Source organism: Nitrosomonas ureae (assembly GCF_900206265.1).
Taxonomy (GTDB): Bacteria; Pseudomonadota; Gammaproteobacteria; order Burkholderiales; family Nitrosomonadaceae; genus Nitrosomonas; species Nitrosomonas ureae_C.
This window is the reverse complement of the sequence record NZ_LT907782.1, coordinates 2,394,464-2,412,177: the sequence shown is the minus strand read 5'-3', so window position 1 is coordinate 2,412,177 and position 17,714 is coordinate 2,394,464. Positions and strand designations below refer to the sequence as shown.

16 protein-coding genes are annotated in these 17,714 nt (G+C 43.9%); 4 read left to right on the top strand and 12 right to left on the bottom strand.

Annotated features, from left to right (window positions below; genetic code table 11):
• Nucleotides 1-84: 84 nt before the first annotated feature.
• The 6 genes from CPG39_RS11180 to CPG39_RS11155 form a co-directional block, all read right to left on the bottom strand.
• Complete coding sequence (locus tag CPG39_RS11180) at nt 85-543, bottom strand: type IV pilin protein (RefSeq protein ID WP_096293539.1); 459 nt, start codon at nt 541-543, stop codon at nt 85-87.
• 167 nt (nt 544-710) lie between these two features.
• Nucleotides 711-4,229: a pilus assembly protein gene (locus CPG39_RS11175; protein ID WP_096293538.1), complete on the bottom strand. Its 3,519-nt coding sequence runs from the start codon at nt 4,227-4,229 to the stop codon at nt 711-713.
• Nucleotides 4,230-4,262: 33 nt separating this feature from the next.
• The gene (locus CPG39_RS11170) at nt 4,263-4,832 is read right to left on the bottom strand and encodes a pilus assembly PilX family protein (protein ID WP_096293536.1); all 570 of its coding nucleotides are present in this window, start codon (nt 4,830-4,832) and stop codon (nt 4,263-4,265) included.
• Nucleotides 4,829-5,626: a PilW family protein gene (locus CPG39_RS11165; protein WP_096293534.1), complete on the bottom strand. Its 798-nt coding sequence runs from the start codon at nt 5,624-5,626 to the stop codon at nt 4,829-4,831. The genes CPG39_RS11170 and CPG39_RS11165 overlap by 4 nt, the downstream gene beginning before the upstream one ends.
• Nucleotides 5,626-6,141 (bottom strand): type IV pilus modification protein PilV, encoded by a 516-nt coding sequence (gene pilV, locus CPG39_RS11160; RefSeq protein ID WP_096293532.1) that lies wholly within the window; start codon nt 6,139-6,141, stop codon nt 5,626-5,628. Before pilV ends, CPG39_RS11165 begins: the two co-directional genes overlap by 1 nt.
• Nucleotides 6,132-6,659, bottom strand: a complete 528-nt coding sequence (locus CPG39_RS11155) for a GspH/FimT family pseudopilin (RefSeq protein ID WP_231990286.1) — start codon at nt 6,657-6,659, stop codon at nt 6,132-6,134. The genes pilV and CPG39_RS11155 overlap by 10 nt, the downstream gene beginning before the upstream one ends.
• Before the next feature lie 242 nt (nt 6,660-6,901).
• On the opposite strand from CPG39_RS11155, the gene thiO reads away from it, so the two are divergent.
• Nucleotides 6,902-8,008 carry a glycine oxidase ThiO gene (gene thiO, locus CPG39_RS11150; RefSeq protein ID WP_096293528.1) on the top strand — a complete coding sequence of 369 codons (1,107 nt, stop codon included), beginning with the start codon at nt 6,902-6,904 and terminating at the stop codon, nt 8,006-8,008.
• A gap of 9 nt (nt 8,009-8,017) precedes the next feature.
• Here thiO and ispH read toward each other — a convergent pair whose 3' ends face one another.
• Both ispH and CPG39_RS11140 read right to left on the bottom strand, forming a co-directional pair.
• The gene (gene ispH, locus CPG39_RS11145; RefSeq protein ID WP_013648637.1) at nt 8,018-8,962 is read right to left on the bottom strand and encodes a 4-hydroxy-3-methylbut-2-enyl diphosphate reductase; all 945 of its coding nucleotides are present in this window, start codon (nt 8,960-8,962) and stop codon (nt 8,018-8,020) included.
• A 102-nt stretch (nt 8,963-9,064) separates the two neighbouring features.
• A complete protein-coding gene (locus CPG39_RS11140; protein ID WP_096293526.1) occupies nt 9,065-10,183 on the bottom strand; it encodes a 3-deoxy-7-phosphoheptulonate synthase in 1,119 nt (372 codons plus the stop codon).
• A 482-nt stretch (nt 10,184-10,665) separates the two neighbouring features.
• Between CPG39_RS11140 and CPG39_RS11135 the strand changes: the two genes are divergently transcribed.
• Both CPG39_RS11135 and CPG39_RS11130 read left to right on the top strand, forming a co-directional pair.
• A complete protein-coding gene (locus CPG39_RS11135) occupies nt 10,666-11,712 on the top strand; it encodes a GerAB/ArcD/ProY family transporter (protein WP_419866131.1) in 1,047 nt (348 codons plus the stop codon).
• Nucleotides 11,709-12,272 (top strand): response regulator transcription factor, encoded by a 564-nt coding sequence (locus CPG39_RS11130; RefSeq protein WP_096293522.1) that lies wholly within the window; start codon nt 11,709-11,711, stop codon nt 12,270-12,272. Before CPG39_RS11135 ends, CPG39_RS11130 begins: the two co-directional genes overlap by 4 nt.
• Nucleotides 12,273-12,285: 13 nt before the next feature.
• Here CPG39_RS11130 and ribD read toward each other — a convergent pair whose 3' ends face one another.
• The 4 genes from ribD to CPG39_RS11110 form a co-directional block, all read right to left on the bottom strand.
• Nucleotides 12,286-13,386, bottom strand: a complete 1,101-nt coding sequence (gene ribD / locus CPG39_RS11125; protein ID WP_096293521.1) for a bifunctional diaminohydroxyphosphoribosylaminopyrimidine deaminase/5-amino-6-(5-phosphoribosylamino)uracil reductase RibD — start codon at nt 13,384-13,386, stop codon at nt 12,286-12,288.
• Nucleotides 13,387-13,498: 112 nt separating this feature from the next.
• A complete protein-coding gene (gene nrdR / locus CPG39_RS11120; RefSeq protein ID WP_062558500.1) occupies nt 13,499-13,945 on the bottom strand; it encodes a transcriptional regulator NrdR in 447 nt (148 codons plus the stop codon).
• A 66-nt stretch (nt 13,946-14,011) separates the two neighbouring features.
• Nucleotides 14,012-15,259 (bottom strand): serine hydroxymethyltransferase, encoded by a 1,248-nt coding sequence (glyA, locus tag CPG39_RS11115; protein ID WP_013648643.1) that lies wholly within the window; start codon nt 15,257-15,259, stop codon nt 14,012-14,014.
• Between the two features lie 203 nt (nt 15,260-15,462).
• Nucleotides 15,463-16,164 (bottom strand): type 1 glutamine amidotransferase, encoded by a 702-nt coding sequence (locus CPG39_RS11110; RefSeq protein WP_096293519.1) that lies wholly within the window; start codon nt 16,162-16,164, stop codon nt 15,463-15,465.
• Between the two features lie 166 nt (nt 16,165-16,330).
• Here CPG39_RS11110 and CPG39_RS11105 point away from each other — a divergent pair, with 166 nt between their 5' ends.
• Nucleotides 16,331-17,713 carry a DUF2868 domain-containing protein gene (locus CPG39_RS11105; RefSeq protein ID WP_096293517.1) on the top strand — a complete coding sequence of 461 codons (1,383 nt, stop codon included), beginning with the start codon at nt 16,331-16,333 and terminating at the stop codon, nt 17,711-17,713.
• The last annotated feature ends 1 nt before the right edge of the window (nt 17,714 follow it).

Genomic DNA, 17,714 nt, shown 5'->3' with positions numbered 1-17,714 from the left:
GAAACTCTCGTCCAATCACTGAAAAGGCTGCAATACATGGGGTTGATAGCCTATTGGAGATTTTCGCTATGCAAAATAGCCAGGCTAACGATTCCAGCAATCTGCAACATTTCCATCAGCGCCTTGAGCACCTGTATTACTCAAAGTAAGCGTACCACAGACATCCCCTGCCATTGAACCGGTCGGTACTGCTCGGAGCACGAAGGTATTGTTTAATACTGATTGTAATGAGATAGCATACTGCCTTGTTCCAGTTCTCGGTGATTGAAGAATAGGTAGTACCACAGCGATATCATCACCGGTATCAATCATCCCATCTGCACCCACAGTTGCATCATATTGATTATTCTGTGAATAAAATCGTTCCATAAATTGAGCATTCTCATACAGTATTGATTTTGCTACAGTCCTGTTAGATTGCCTTACATAATCCTGATAGGATGGAAGAGCAACGGCCGCGATAACACCCAGGATTGCCACCGTTATCATTAACTCTATCAAAGTAAACCCCATTGCTTTAAATGCATAAAAAGATTGTTTCATAACCTGTAAGCTTCTCCTCGAATATTAATATCACCCGACATTCTATAAATAATTTAGACGATCGTCAGTTACAAATTCATATATCAATCATTGGCATATTTTGAATATGAATCTAGAAAGAATCATAATGACTGATGATTAGAAATCTTTTATTTGCTAAGTTTATTTTAGTGCAATAGTTCACGCCACGTGATCCTGCCACGTAATCCAGCAGCCCCTTTTGCAGTAGTTGTCTGTGAAAGTGAACCGTCAGCTGTTGAGTACACAAGCGTATCAGAATCGGAATGGCCTCTAATCCGTGTAACTCCCCCCACAGAAAACCCTATCTCCACACCTGAAGATAATCCATCATCCAGCGCAAGAACTCGATTTCTATTGGTATCAAATGCCGGAAATGAAAGCATTCCTCCTGTCAAAAAATCGAGCGCGTTGACCACTCCCCGACCACCAAAATCGCATGGTGATGTAGAAGGCATAATAGTGGAAAATACCAAAATTCCATCTTCCAAACTTGGTACACCTGTAATCCTTTCACCGCTGACAGGAAGATTTACATACCAACCCTTAATTGTAGTGGAATAGGATACTAAATTCCGCGTTGCAGTTCTGATTGCTCCGTCAGTTATTACCTGCTGAACCAGCGCTTCGGCTGTTACTGTTGCTACGGCACTATCATCCCATATCCCATAGATAGTTTGAGGATTTATACTGGTCGTATCTGCAGTCTCCAAGTATTTTCCTGTACCGAATAAAACCAACTGACCGCCTTTGGGATGAAAGCTTACAGAAGGTGGAGAAATGATAGGCTTGGATGTTCCAGATACAAATAAAGGCATTCCATTGATACCCACCTTCCAATTTGCGGATGTAGTAGAACTTACATCGAACTTCCACAAATTCCCTTTGATATCACCCGCGTATATTACATCGACCTTACCATTCCCAGTTGAATCGAAGGGAATCGGAGTCGAAAGACCATTTCCAGTACCAGGATCGGCAATCAATTTAATATAATCCGTTCCAGTTGTCCAAGTACCATCCTCCCCTCCGGTAATAAACAGAATATAAAGTACCGCTTTACCTCCCGTGCTGTTATAACCATTACCGACAATGACAGCCCATTGGTTATTCTCCATTTTGACGATTTGCATTGCTTGGCCGGTAAACGAGTTAACTTGCGGATAATTATGGCTATAACCCATATCAGCATCATCAGCACTGGTAAACTCCCACAATAATATATTTGCTGCATTTGCTGCGGTAAAGGTCGGTGCTGATTTCGTTACATCAGCTGGATTTGTAACATCTAACGCATAATAGCCCTGACCACCTCCATTCAGGCCACCAACAAGAATACTTTTCCAGCTCGATGTAGAACTAGAATAGACATCTGCCACCATGGGAGACCCATCGACGAAATAGCGATGATTGGCGTTATAATCTTTATCCGTAAGCTTACTCATATTCTCATAAGCCAAGCTCGGGATATAAACCAATAATTCTTTTCCCGCGTCCGCTGCTGTACATCCTGTCGTTACTCCAGCAACGCAAGCATTAAATCCATGCAGCATCCCGTCATTCGCACCAATGTATATCATCGGAACTCGATCCTTATAGGCAGTATAGAAGGATTTATAACCAGGATGATCTACATCTGAATAGCCTGCACTAGGTTTTCCTACATAAAGTGGACCGGAGTTCACAATATCACCAAGTTTGCTGGTAGGACGAGGGCGAAAATTGTTGATTGCAGTGGAACTGGAACATGTAAATGTTCCAGTTGTACTTTCTCGTGTCGAATCTCCCCTCAGAAAAGCCACTCTCTCCGGTCCACAATTATCGGTCGTACCAGAAGCGTTTTTGTTAAGCCAAGCTTTTTGTGTAGAAGTTAAATTACCATACTCAAATGAAATTCCATCACTAACACCTTTTGTGATAATGACTCGCGAAGCAGGGTTAATCACTCCTGATGCAAGTGAAATTTCGCCGGCATTCCATTCTGGGGTGCCCAGTATCCCAGTAGAGCTGACTGGGGTTGATAATAACTGTCCACTCCAATCGCCACTATTAAACTTAGCTTGATAAACGCGCCCATTCATCCTCAATGAACTAGAATTGGCTGCAACGGCAGAAGCCGATCCTGTTCGAGCCACAATAGTCTTTAGTGCACTGGTTAATGCATTTGCAAATGTTGCAGGATCAGCCGCACTAAAGAATTCTCCTCGGCTATTAACAGCAGCATGCCACAGATCATCTATTTTTACTGCATTGCTTATTGTTGGATCTGGCCATGTTTGTGCTCCAGAGGGTAGTTCAGTCAACGTGCCGGTCACTCCCAATCCTACAGTAAAAGTTACCAGATGCTGCCAGAATGCTGGATCGTGTGGATTGGTGGGCACTTTGTTCGGCAGATCTGTGCGTAGATCATTTTTCCAATATTCCATGGCTGCATCTGCTAATGTACCACCATAAGCATCCGAATAAGGAAGCGATGGAATATAGGTATATGTTGCCGGGGTCGCGGGTGAAGAGTGGTTGGTAATTGCAGAACCTGACAAATTATCCGAATTATCCAAACCAGATACAACACCCTCAGTCCAGTAACCATCTGTCATCAAAATATTATAATTCTGCCGACATTCATGTTGGGTGCCGCCCGTCGAGCCTGGAGTCAGCCCCCAAGGACCTTTGTCGTCCGTTCTTTTAAAGTACTCACCAACAGCGAGTACTGCTTCTCGCAACGGTGTGCCTGCTGCTGGAATATCATGGTCATATAGATTGGTAAAAAAATTTGTTCTGTCCGTACCCGTGAATTGCCGTACACCTGTTTTGACTACTGTTGTCGCCACGCCATCGACCGTTGTCGAGCTCTTATTGATAGCTGCAAAACCAACCCGCATGGTATTCCCTTGCGCTGCAAATGCTCTACCGACTCCCGCACGAGATAATAAAATACGCGAACGATAATACGTATACCAATTGGCAAAATTCTGAATTTCTTCACTATAAGTGCAAGTAGGGGCTGCAGCACAATCTGAGCGGTTGGAACCGCTCGTATAAGTCGAAGTTGAGGACTTGATTTCAACTTTTGAATAACTACCAGCACTATTGATATTGCCACCGTTGTATTTGTAGTAAACGGCAGGATAGAAAGTTTTTGACTGACTGCTAGAAAGAGTTCCGTCATTCTTCAGCCAAACTGCTGTTTGTGTATTATTAACTGTCAAGTTACGACAGCCAGCGGCAGTATTATATGGATTGTGATAAGCGCATGTTGGAACGGCGTTATTCATCAATGATCCATCAGCGTTACTCCAAGGCAGATACCTCACCGTAGGATCGTAGTAAGTTTTATTGACATAACTGGAGCGCAGTGAGGCAGTGTACTTGTTAGTTGAATCAAAATCGACAACATAGTTGTTGTAATCAGAGGCACCATAAACACCTGACGCACGAGGAAACATATAGCGCACACTTTGAATTATCAAATTCTCCGGCATAATTTCGAATTGCATTGATCCGGAATCATCAAGCGTAAACATGACATTCGGAGAAATATTTCCGCCCAGAAAAAGCGGAGTATTCGACAACGGTGGAAGAGCATACACACTGCCAGTTAGAAACATGAATGAAAAACTCATTACATTTTTAAATGTTAAGAAACCGTATAAAATTTTTATCTTCATGATCTTTGCATCCCTGGCAGTATCTTGTTATTGCTATGGCCTAAAAATTTCTTGTATCCATACAACGGTACCTTGCTTGGCTCCTTGAGCCCGTACCGTAATACGATAGTAGTACCTTAAAGCATTACCGGGCGGTGTTTTCTGTATCCCTTCAATCAAATAAGTGGGCGCAGGCACACCGACGGGTAAACCCGGTGCTGTGTAAGGAATGTCGTTAAATCTAAAAACGTTACCTTCAACATAGTTAATTGGGCACACCGGGTTACAGTAAGTCTCCCAGGATCTATTCGGAGCATCGACACCGGCACCGTAATAGCAAAAACCGTCAGTGCAGTTTGTGTCAAACTCACTCATGCCTTCAATTGATTTAGGCGAATTGGTAGAAGGATCATTGTCACGAATATGGTGCTCAGCATAACGCAGAGCCATTTCAGCGGCTTGCATCGCGAGCATGCGATCACGCATGTTGGCCGACATTCTCTCTTCTATTGTTGCCATTTTCGCAGCCGTTATCCCCAGAAGGGATAAAGCTAGCAAAAAAATCAGACCTGTCACAAAAACAGCACCATTTTGCCTTTGATAACGATAAGAAATCCTATTCATGGCGTATCATTTATGCGATTACGTAAATTGATAGTTGATGTAAAAGCACGCCTTAGTCGCCTATCTGCTGGAATAGCAACCGATGCACCATTACAATCCAGATAATTACCTGCGGAAACCACATTTGTTTTTTCAGAACGAATCAAGACACAAACACGCACCGTAATAACTTGCTCCCAATCAGCGGGTAGCTCGGTATATTGATCAACGGATTGATCACCTGTGGAATCTATTCCATAGAGAATCTGTAAATCTTCCGCATTGCTTAGCAATACATTACCAACTGGTGGCGCGCCAGGTACTGGTGGGGTATTAGAAATTTCCCCACTACACCGTAATTCCGCATTAGCCGCATCAATGTTAAAATGATTCTGGATAATCGTGCCCGCGACAGTTACTCCTTTACCATCGCAATCACTGTCCCCAATTGCTCCCTCAAATTGCACAGTCAAGGTATCCGCCACACCTGCACCGCCATTAGTACCACTAATGGCGGTGCCTGTGAATTCAACTTTAAACCCAGTAAATGGCATTTCCACATGCCCAGCCTGTTTGATACTTCGTCCAATAACTTCCAAGGCAAAACGTCCATTTTCCTGCACTCTGGCATTATCTTCCTGCTCACGAAAAACTCCCTGGCTACTGACAAAAACGGTACCGATAACCAGCAGCAATACCAAACCCACTATCATCCCAATCATCAACTCAACTAAAGTAAAACCCTGTTGAGCATTCCATATTCCATTCATGCATTTGGATTCGAATCTATCTTGTTGATTGATTGAAGTAGTCATTACGGCGCAAACCTTGTCACAAAACACTGAGTATTTGCGTTCCCGCCCGGACAATTAGGGCTAGGATTAGGGTCATCCGCCATTTCTTTTTCCGTCCACATCAAAGTAATTGTATATCCGGTGGCCAAGCTTCCATTTACAGTGCCGGCGCCACCGGGAAGCAATCTAGCATTGGCTGTATTCCACAATGCATGATCATAAGTAGCGATTTGTGCCGGACTACAGGTATTTGCAACACAATCCACACTGCCTGGGATAGTTGCTGAAAGCGCATCATATGCTCCAGCTGCCACACCCGCGATGTTGGCGCGCATACGGTCAGCGATATCCTCTGTTTGTTTACTCGCTACAGAACGATAGTAAGCAACATTATTACTACGCGCACCGGATACAACTAGCGCTGCCATACCTAGCAAACCAAAAGACACAATTAGAACTGTAATCAGCACTTCAATTAAGCTAAAACCATTGCTCTGAATTTGCCCTTTTATTGAAAATACCCTATTTATCCGCATGATCCTGTACCTGTTTCAGAACGAAAGCGCCCTTGATTATTTAGGATAATAGCTTTGGAATGCGATCCCCCACGACTATCGCACAGGATAATAGTACCGTTAGATCCCATGGAAAAACCATTGGCAGTAAATGTAACCCTACCCATATTTCCCGAAAATATGTTTCCACCCGAAAAAGCTGCTCCCACCTGCAGAATTTCTTCGCCCGCATCAACTACACCAGCATTATTGGTATCGGCAAACACTAACCAACCACTGGACCAGGTCGTTCCCCCCGTACAGCTAGTACCATTTGTGCTGGGGCACAGTGTAACCGGGCTGCTGCGTCGAATAGCTTCACTTTTAGCCAAAGCCAACGCGGAATAAAAACTATTACTTTGTGTTGTCAGTAAATTATTTTGGATAAACGTGCTAAAACTTGGCACAGCAACGGATAACAAAATGCTTGCCACACTTAATGCGACAAGCAGCTCAATCAAAGTAAAACCTTGTTGGGTTAATAGTCTGAGCAGTTGCATTCTTTCATATGTGTGATTGCATGCCATCTCTGTTTTAACTTCCCCGTTCATTCGTTAATATTTATAGGCTAGATTTTAGCGGCCATAATTTAGACAAACTTTAACTTTTAGAGCACAATTCCGGATCTCCCAAGATTCTGGATCCAATATCCAAACAATCATATATATACAAAACCTGGAAGAGATAAATTTTCCTTAATAAGCTTCTCAATTCCTCACTATGAGCAAATAATCAATTCATCATGAAACAGGATGTAATTATCATTGGTGGGGGAATCATAGGACTTGCAACGGCGGAAAGGCTTTTGACCCGTGGCGCGAATGTTACGATTCTCGAACGCGGTCATGCTGGACAAGAATCATCCTGGGCGGGAGGCGGCATTTTATCTCCACTTTTACCATGGAAATATTCCGATCATGTCACACAACTTACCAGCTATAGTGCAAAGCAATTTCCAGCCTGGATTTCATCTTTGCAAAAGGCTTCCGGGATAGATCCGGAATATGAAATATCCGGCATGTGTATATTGCCACCCTACGATCTAGAAATTGCCAAGCAATGGTGCTCGATGCGAGGAATTGAAATCGAACAATCTACCATTCCCAATACCTTTCCTATCGAAAACAACTCTGACTTTAATAGAACACAACTACATGATCGTTCTTTATTTTTGCCAAATACTGCTCAAGTTCGCAACCCTAGACTATTACGCGCATTAATCAGCCGGGTTATACAACTAGGCGGAAGGATCTTAGAAAATTGCACGGTTTATCGCCTTAATACGAATTATCAGCAAATACACACTATTACCTCATCTTGTGGTGAATTTGTGGCTGATTACTATATTGTTAGCGCTGGTGCCTGGAGTGTAGAGATATTAGGGGCTCATGCCCTGCAACTCGACATCAGGCCCATAAAGGGGCAAATGCTATTATTTAAATTTGATGCACCGCCGATACACAACATTTTGGTACAAAATGATTTATACATCATACCTCGCCGGGATGGCCATGTACTCATCGGCAGCACACTGGAAGACGTTGGATTTGACAAACAAACAACCACATCAGCGTTTAATCAGTTACTAAGGTATGCTGGGAACATTCTGCCACCACTAAAAAAAATGCCCATTAAGCAACACTGGTCGGGATTACGTCCTGCTTCACCCAAAAATATCCCCACAATCGGCTGGCATCCGACTATTCGTAATTTACTGATTAATAGCGGGCACTATCGCTATGGAGTGACGATGGCACCTGTCAGTGCTGAAATCCTGGTCAATGAAATGACAGGCGCTACACAACCCTTCGATACCTCCCCATACCAAGCGGGATGGGAAATCAACTGATCAACCCATTCAAGCCTTGGGCAATGGAAATACAACCGATTCCACTACCCCACTCAACTCTTCTATCAGCACATCTTCACCAATTTGATCAGCGCCTATTTGTTTGAGTCTGGATATCACTTGTTGCACAAGAATTTCAGGGGCTGAGGCTCCAGCCGTAATACCAATAATTTTCTTTCCAATAAACCATGCTTCCTGCAGCTGCTCGGCACGATCTACCATATAAGATTCCACATTGGCATTCCTCGCCACTTCACAAAGACGATTTGAATTCGAGCTATTGGGAGAACCAACCACGATAACTAAATCACATTGGTTAACCATTTTTTTAACAGCATCTTGACGATTCTGCGTGGCATAGCAAATATCGTCTTTCTTAGGGCCGGTAATCATCGGAAAACGTTTTTTTAGGGCATTGACAATGCGTGCAGCATCATCGACAGATAAGGTGGTTTGGGTCACGTAAGCCAAATTGGTTTCATCTTTTACCGTTAAAGCCTCAACATCCATCTCCGTTTCTACCAAATACATCCCTTTGTCTTCACCTTCAATCTGACCCATGGTCCCCTCAACTTCAGGATGACCTTGATGCCCGATCATAATGATCTCTTTACCCTCTTTACGCATCTTACCTACTTCAACATGAACCTTGGTAACCAGCGGACAAGTTGCATCAAACACTTTCAATTTACGATCGGCTGCTTCCCGGCGTACCGCATGAGAAACGCCATGCGCACTAAAAATTAGAATACTGTCTTGTGGCACCTCATCCAAGTTTTCTACAAAGACTGCGCCTTTCTTCTCCAGATTTTCTACTACAAATCGATTATGCACCACCTCATGACGCACATAAATCGGAGCGCCATGCATAGTAAGCGCTCTTTCCACAATCTCGATCGCACGGTCCACACCGGCACAGAAACCTCTTGGATTTGAGAGTAGTACTTTGATCATTTTTCATTCTCCAACAATGGATATTGTGTTTGCACTCATTTGGCAATAGAAAAGCTTTGCCCACAACAAAACTTACCAGTTTTTTTAAATTACACCGGGATTTTATATTTCCCGATAACGCTCAGCCAAAAGAATGCGTTTCTCATATGCCTCCCGGGCAATTTGAACATCCTCCAAGAATTGTGGCAATTCTTTTATCAGTAAAGCTTGTGGCCCATCCACCAATGCGTTAGCAGGCACCGGATGAAAATCCACCAAAACCATATTGGCGCCTGCAACGATACCTTGTGCAGTTACATGCATAATATCCATTATGCCATCCGGTGAACCCGCGCGTGTACCGACTGAATGGGAGGGATCTATACAGACCGGCATGCGTGTCAAGCGCTTGACGACCGGCACATGCGAGAAATCGACAAAATTACGATGTGGATCACCCATATTTGTCTTCATACCACGCAGACCAAAAATCACTTTCCGGTTCCCTTCCGAAGCCAAATACTCTGCAGCGTTCAAAGATTCATCCAAAGTGATACCAAAACCCCGCTTAATCAATACCGGAAAAGCCTGCTGGCGCCCCACGATTTTCAATAGTTCAAAATTTTGTGTATTCCTGGTCCCGATCTGCAGCATAACACCGGTCGCATTGCCTGTCTGATAAAGTGCATTACGTATCTCTTCCAAATGAGACTCATGCGTAATCTCCATAGCAATCACTTTTATACCGTACTTCCCTGCCAGATCAAACACATAGGGCAAGCAAGTTTTACCATGCCCCTGGAATGAATATGGACTGGTACGCGGCTTATAAGCACCCATACGCGTACAAACTTGATCATGCTCACGCAATGCCTTCATCATCATTTCAACGTGCTCAATGGTATCCACAGCGCATAAGCCGGCAAACACATTCAACGTTTCCTGTCCAAAACGAACACCGTTATATTCAAAATAAGTTGGACGATCGTCATTTTTGTGCCTACCTAGTACACGATATTCCTCGGATATACGTACAACGCGATCGACACAGGGCAAGCAATTCATATCTTCAATAGATAGCACTTTGGTGTTACCGATTAAATATATCTCTGTTAGTGTTTGCTCGGCACCGACTTCGGTATGAATGCGTGTTGATATCCCTGAGAAATTTGCTAGATGCGCCATCAACTGCTTATATTCCGGACTTTCAGGGCGGGTATTGGGAACAAGAATAAGAATCATAAAGTAATTTCAAAAAGATAAAGCCAATTTTCAAGCACACGATAAACGTGTCAAGGATTTTACCCGAAAAAACCATCAGTTACCATGACCTCAGCTATGTTCAAATTGCAGAATACTATTGAGGATTGCCAATAAGCAACTATATTACTGCCTGAATCATCCTGATCCCCCTGAGACAATTTGTCGCATAGCTATTTTGGAAAATTTCAGCTAATGTTCTTTTTTTTAAACAGATTAAAAATTCATCCTATACATGCGTCATGTTTAGCGATCTCAGTCAATCACCACTTAGCAAAAACTTACATCGATTATTTCTGCTCCGAAATATCGCTATATTTGCTCAGTGCCTCACATTTACCATTGTGTATTGGAGCATTGATATTGTAATTCCCTGGCTGCCCATGATCTTCGTTGTGATACTACTTGCAGTAATAAATCTGCTTACATGGATACGACTACACCGTAAATGGCCAGTCTCTCACTTGGAATTTTTTTTTCAATTGCTGATTGATGTTCTGGCACTGAGCACCCTGCTATATTTCAGTGGCGGATCAACCAATCCTTTTATTTCATTATTCTTGCTACCCCTGACCATCGCAGCCGCTACATTACCATGGCGCTATACCTGGATCATGGCTATTATTACAATAGCCTGCTATACCCTGTTATTATTCATTTATATCCCACTTCCACACGAACATAGCAATCATCTTATAGAGTTTGCATTGCATGTATCCGGAATGTGGTTAGCATTTGTATTAAGTACAGTCATAATTGCCTGGTTCGTCGTTAGAATGAGTTCTTCCATTCGAGATCGGGATCGCGACCTCGCCAAGGCGCGCGAACATGCTTTGCGCAATGAACAAATTATCGCTCTGGGCACATTGGCCGCAGGTGCTGCTCATGAACTAGGTACACCTCTCTCGACGATGGCGGTAGTAACCGGCGAATTACAGCAAGAATATACGCATGACGCTGAATTCCAGAGCAACATTCATATTTTACGGGATCAGATTGCCCATTGTAAGCAAACTTTGACCCATTTGCTGGCAAAAGCGGGGCAAACAAGAGCCGAACATGGCAGCGAGCTTGCTGTTGACGAATTTCTCCGTCAGATTTTAGACAAATGGAAACTGATACGTCCCGCTGTTAAATTTACATATCAAAGTACAGGCACACAACCCATACCTCGAATTATGGATAATCAACTACTAAATCAATCCATCCTCAATCTGTTGAATAACGCCGCCGATGCCTCTTCGGAATGCATTGAAATCAGCAGCCATTGGGATAATCAATTACTGCAGCTGGAAATTATTGATGATGGCAAAGGACTCTCAGCAGAAGCATTGCAGCGTGCCGGCGAGGCTTTTTTTTCCAGCAAAGCGCCCGGACAGGGATTCGGCATCGGCTTATTTCTGGCTAATGCCAATATAGAACGATTTGGTGGTAGCGTTCGTTTATTTAATCTTGAAAGTGGCGGAGCCTGTACACAAGTCGTTTTACCATTGATAGGATCAGCCACATGATCGAATCTACATTAACGGACAGTAGTGCCGAAGACCCCAGTCTATTGATCGTCGATGACGACACCATTTTCTGCGAAGTACTCACAAAAGCTATGAGAAAACGCGGCTTTTTCGTGACGTGCGCGCATGCTACTGAAGATGCCTTATGCCTGGCTGAGCAATCCACACCTGAGTATGCCATTATTGATCTAAAATTATCCAGCGAATCTGGATTGGTATTGGTTGAAAAATTAAGAATGCTCGATCCGGGTACCCGTATTGTCATGTTAACCGGCTATGCCAGCATCGCCACAGCTGTTGAAGCAATTAAACTTGGTGCCACCCATTATCTTGCAAAACCTGTCGATGCCGATCAAATTTTGTCAGCTTTTGAACGTACAGTTGGAGAAGCGGATATACCTATCAGCGCCCACCCTTTGTCAGTAGGTCGCTTAGAGTGGGAATATATTCAACGTATTCTTGCAGAAAATGACAATAATATCTCGGTGACAGCAAGAATATTGAATATGCATCGTCGCACGCTACAACGCAAACTTGCCAAAAGACCTTTGCGGGAATAAATCTACGATTGACTCAGCAGCTTTGTGGAAATTTTGCGATGACCCGAATGTCCTGCCCGATCATGCGCACATCCTGAATTTTCAATTCTTTTTTTTGCTCAAGGGATGTTAATTCAGGTAGTTTAATCATTCCTCTTGCATCGTCACCAAGCAAATGTGGCGCAAGGTAAAAAATCATTTCATCGACCAATCCCGCTTCAATCAATGCGCCATTCAATTCACGCCCAGCTTCTACCAGCACTTCATTGATTTCCATAGCAGCTAATACGGTCATCATTTTTTTCAGGTCAACCGCACCTTTCTCATTGGGCATAACAATGACTTGAGCACCCATTCTACTAAGCGCCTCCTTCTTCTCCACGCTCTCATCATGCGCAGTAAAGATTAGTACTTCACCGCCACTTTGAAGCAATTTCGCATTCAACGGTATGTTCAAGTGGCTATCCACGATGATTTTTTTAGGTTGACGCGCTGTTTCGGCATGCCGAACTGATAATTGTGGGTTATCGGATTTTACTGTGCCAATGCCTGTCATGATAGCGCATGAGCGCGCGCGCCATCGATGTCCATCCTGTCGTGCAGCCTCGCCAGTTATCCATTGGCTGATGCCATTGTTCAATGCTGTTTTACCATCCAGACTAGCAGCGGTTTTCAATCTGATCCATGGCTTTTTATGCATCATGCGCATCATAAAACCTATATTGAGTGCTTGTGCTTGTGCTTGCAATAAACCTGTTTGTACAGTGATGCCTGCTTGCTCCAGAAGCACGCAGCCGCGTCCGCTTACCATGGGATTGGGATCTTCCATGGCTATTATGACCTTGGTAATTCCAGCATCAATCAGGGCGTTAACACAGGGGGGCGTGCGTCCATAATGACTGCAAGGCTCCAATGTTATATAGGCTGTTGCACCACAGGCCGCCTCTGAGGTTGAGGCTAGCGCATTAATTTCCGCATGCGACTGTCCCGCTTTTTCGTGCCAGCCACTACCAATGATTCGATCGTCTAGAGTGAGTACGCATCCTACACGAGGATTAGGTGTTGTGCTGTAGAGTCCTTTTTCTGCCAGACGCAGTGCATAGGACATAAAGGCATAATCAACGGAAGAGAACATCTAAAATTATCTCTCACAAGATAAAAGATAGGGTAATCCAGCTTAAGAAACATTCACATTCACTAAAAACCCGGATGAATTCAGGATGCTTTTCCTGTGTTAGCGGCTCCGGTTATTGCACCTCCTTAATCGCATCACGAAAATCATCTACATCCTGAAAGCTTTTATAAACTGACGCAAATCGAATATACGCTACCTTGTCAAGCTTATAAAGCTCTTCCATCACGCTCTCACCAATACTGCGTGATGAAACTTCGCGTTCGCCCTTAGCCAGGAATTTTTGCACAATACGATCAATTGCCGCATCAACATAACTGGTTGGAACGGGGCGTTTGTGAAGCGCTCGTTTAAAGCCTGTTAACAATTTGTTACGATCAAATTCCGCACGCGTACCATCGTGCTTCACTACCTGGGGTAAACGCAATTCGATCGTTTCATAGGTTGTAAAGCGCTTATCGCAAGCCAGGCATCGCCGCCGACGGCGAATTTTGTGCCCATCTTCACTGACACGCGAGTCTATGACATTGGTGTCATCGGTATTACAAAAGGGACACTTCATATTTAAACATGATCTGCAGCCATCAAGTCATGGTCACTTTCATAGCTGCATAAGTTCAGTTTGGGATTATCCATACACCGGAAATTTTGCACATAATTGTTTTGCCTCGGTAGCTACACGCGATATGACTGCCGAATCTTCCGGTGCAGCCAGAACGTCTGCAATCAGATTTGCCAATTGCTCCGCTTCCAGTTCTCTGAAACCTCGAGTAGTTATTGCAGGCGATCCAATACGGATGCCACTGGTAACAAATGGCTTTTGAGGGTCATTGGGAATGGCATTTTTGTTAACCGTGATATGCGCTCTTTCTAGCGATTCTTCTGCTTGTTTACCGGTTAAGTTCATCGCGCGCAAATCAACCAGAAATAAATGACAATCGGTCTGACCTGACACAATTCTCAATCCGCGGTTGATTAACACTTTGGCCATAACTCTCGCGTTATCAATCACCTGCTCCTGATAATCCTTAAATTCCTTGCTTGCGGCCTCCTTAAATGAAACAGCTTTGGCTGCAATAACATGCATCAATGGACCGCCTTGAGTTTGCGGGAAAATTGCAGAATTCAATGCTTTTTCGTGCTCAGGCTTGGCCATAATGATGCCTCCACGCGGACCACGCAATGTTTTGTGTGTGGTGCTGGTGACAAAATCAGCGATTCCAACAGGATTTGGATAAAAACCCGCTGCTACCAATCCGGCATAATGTGCCATATCCACTAATAAATAGGCTCCAACAGCATCAGCTATTTTACGGAAACGTCCCCAGTCTATCACTCTTGCATAAGCAGAAGCGCCAGCCACAATCATTTTTGGTTTATGTTCATGGGCTAATCTCTCGACTTCATCATAATTAAGCAATTCGGTTTCCGGAACCAGCCCATAAGAAACCGAATTAAAAATCTTCCCGCTCATACTGACACTAGAACCGTGCGTCAAGTGGCCTCCATGCGCTAGCGACATACCCAGCAAGGTATCGCCTGGTTTTAACACTGAGAGATAAACCGCTGCATTGGCTTGAGAACCGGAATGCGGTTGCACATTTACATACTCGGCGCCAAAAAGCATTTTCAATCGATCAATCGCGAGTTGTTCCACTTGATCCGCATACATGCAACCACCATAATAGCGTTTACCTGGATAACCTTCGGCATACTTATTAGTCAGAACGGAACCCTGGGCTTGCATCACAGCGGGACTCGCATAATTTTCCGAGGCAATTAATTCGATATACTCTTCTTGGCGTTGTACTTCGCCTTTAATTGCTCGCCACAAATCCGGGTCGATATTTTCTATAGTGTGTTTCTGCGAAAACATGTTAGTACTAATCCTTCGAAAATTATTATTAAAGCCCGTATAGTAACACTACCTATTGAAACGCAGATAGCGGATCAGAAAGCGACAGAAAAATGAATAACGGCGAATCGTTGTTGGATCTCAATCAAATGTGTAGCACTTTACCGATTGATTAAAAATGTAAATATTCCAGGAAAGACTTGATAACAAACAATCTTCACAAATTATTTCAAATGTGCAATCCATTTTTTGTACAGGCCATCAGCTACCGAATTTAATGCCGCCACGCGCTCAGGCAAGTTTTTTTCAATTTCATCTATTGACTGCACTGATGCTTCGTTTAAGCTGGCAAGCTCCTCTGCAGCCACGCTGCACCAATCTCGCACTAAACGTTCTGTCATTTCGACATGGCACTGCATGCCTAAATGTATCCCGAGCGCAAAAGCTTGATTTTCACAATATGGACTGGATAAGATACCCGTAGCACCTTGAGGTAGACTGAAAGCTTCACCATGCCAATGAAAAGAGTTGAAAGTGGTTAGATCACCGAACCATTCCCGCGCAATGTGATGATCAGGCACGGTGACTTTACCCCACCCCATTTCCTTTACCGGACTGGCTTTGACAATGCCACCCAGCGCCTTGGCCATCAATTGCCCCCCCAAACAATGACCCAATACCGGCATCTCCTCAGTAACCGCTTGGCGAATCAATGACAGCGACGATTTGATCCAGGGTAAATCGTCGTTGACGCTCATGGGTCCACCCATAAATACTAAACCGCTGAATTCATCGATGCCGTTGGGTAGTTTTTCACCTGCATCAATTTTAATTAAGCGCCAAGGAATATGATTGTTGTCGAGAAATGTGGCAAAATAGCCCGGCCCTTCGATGGGTAAATGTCTAAAAATTGCAACCGGCTTCATGGAATTTTCCTGCCATTATTTTGAATGATGCGATGATCAATTTTAGCTTGTTTTCCAGCAATTTTTTGCTGAAAATTTAGGTTAATTTTTTGAATACTTGTGAATCTTTCATTCGCTATAAACCACAACCTTTTGATTATTTTATTTGTCTGGAATTGATCGCGCAATGTCAGTAAAAAAATATACGTTTTCTGATCTGGTGCGAATTGAGCAATTACGCAAAATCGAATCAATCAGAGGAGAGGAACTATCTTATGCCAGCATCAAGAATATGCCCGGCTCTACAAGCAGCGATTTTAGTTATCCTGAATTTATCCATCAATTGAAAATTCGTGCCAATCATCTGATTTACGAAAATGCACTGGGAAATAAGCTACGGCAACCGAATCAACAGTTTATTCGCGCACGCCGAATTGGTTTGATCATAGCGATGATCCTGGGTGCTTTGGCAGCAAGCCAGGCGGTAAGCGAATCTTCCACGTTGAATATTTACTGGCTACTTGTGGTATTACTGGGGTTTAATCTGATTTCCTTATTACTATGGATATCTGGCATTACCTTGAATTTACAGAGTTTAAGTGGCGGCATCATAGCGCATTTAACCCGTTGGCTGCCTTACAGGCACAAGCATGACCCCACAATTGCATCGTCTGCATCGCACGCGTGGTGTGAAAGTTGCTTGACGGGAAATGTAGGCAAATGGCGTATCAGTATGCTAATGCACCAGCTCTGGCTGAGCTACTTAGCAGCCGGATTAGTGTTGTTGATATTGCTCATGCTCGCCAAGCAATACAATTTCATCTGGGGTACAACATTATTGCCGGATGGCACTTTACCCAAGTTAACCCAAATTCTGGGTTCGCCTTTAGAAGCTGCCGGTTTAAAAATACCGGATGATCCGCAAACAATTGCAAGCAGGATAGGAACAAGCAAACAGGATGCGGAAACACGAATGGCTTGGGCTACTTTTTTGATTGGCAGCCTGATAGTTTACGGCATATTTCCACGACTGTTATTGCTCGGCCTTTCCTGGATCATGCAGAAATGGAGTGAACACCGGTTTAAGTTGGACTTATATCTACCCTATTACATTGAGCTACGTCAGCATCTGATGGGACGCAACGTTAAAGCGGAAATTATCGATGCCGATCCGCAAGCAGGCGTAAAACCTGTCGACATAGCCCGCCCGCCTGAGAATGTCTCCATTCCAGCCAACGCACAAGCTTTCGGCATTGAGCTGGATACCGCAACCCCTTGGCCTGAACGGGTGATTTGTCGGTTAAATATCATCGATCAGGAATCTCACGATGCCGCGATCACACTGATCAATAGCATGAAAACTCCAGTTTTACTGGGCGTCGCAGCGCATCGCCTGCCGGATCGCGGCATACAGCGCATGATTAAAGAATTGGTCGATAGCAGCAATACAAAACCTTGGTTGATTTTGTTGAGCAAACCTTCAGCACCCGTTACCAGTGCGCGTGAATTTGCCTGGTTTCGCTTGGCAGAAGCCTGCGGTATTCCGGCGGAACATGTCATTACCCGATAAA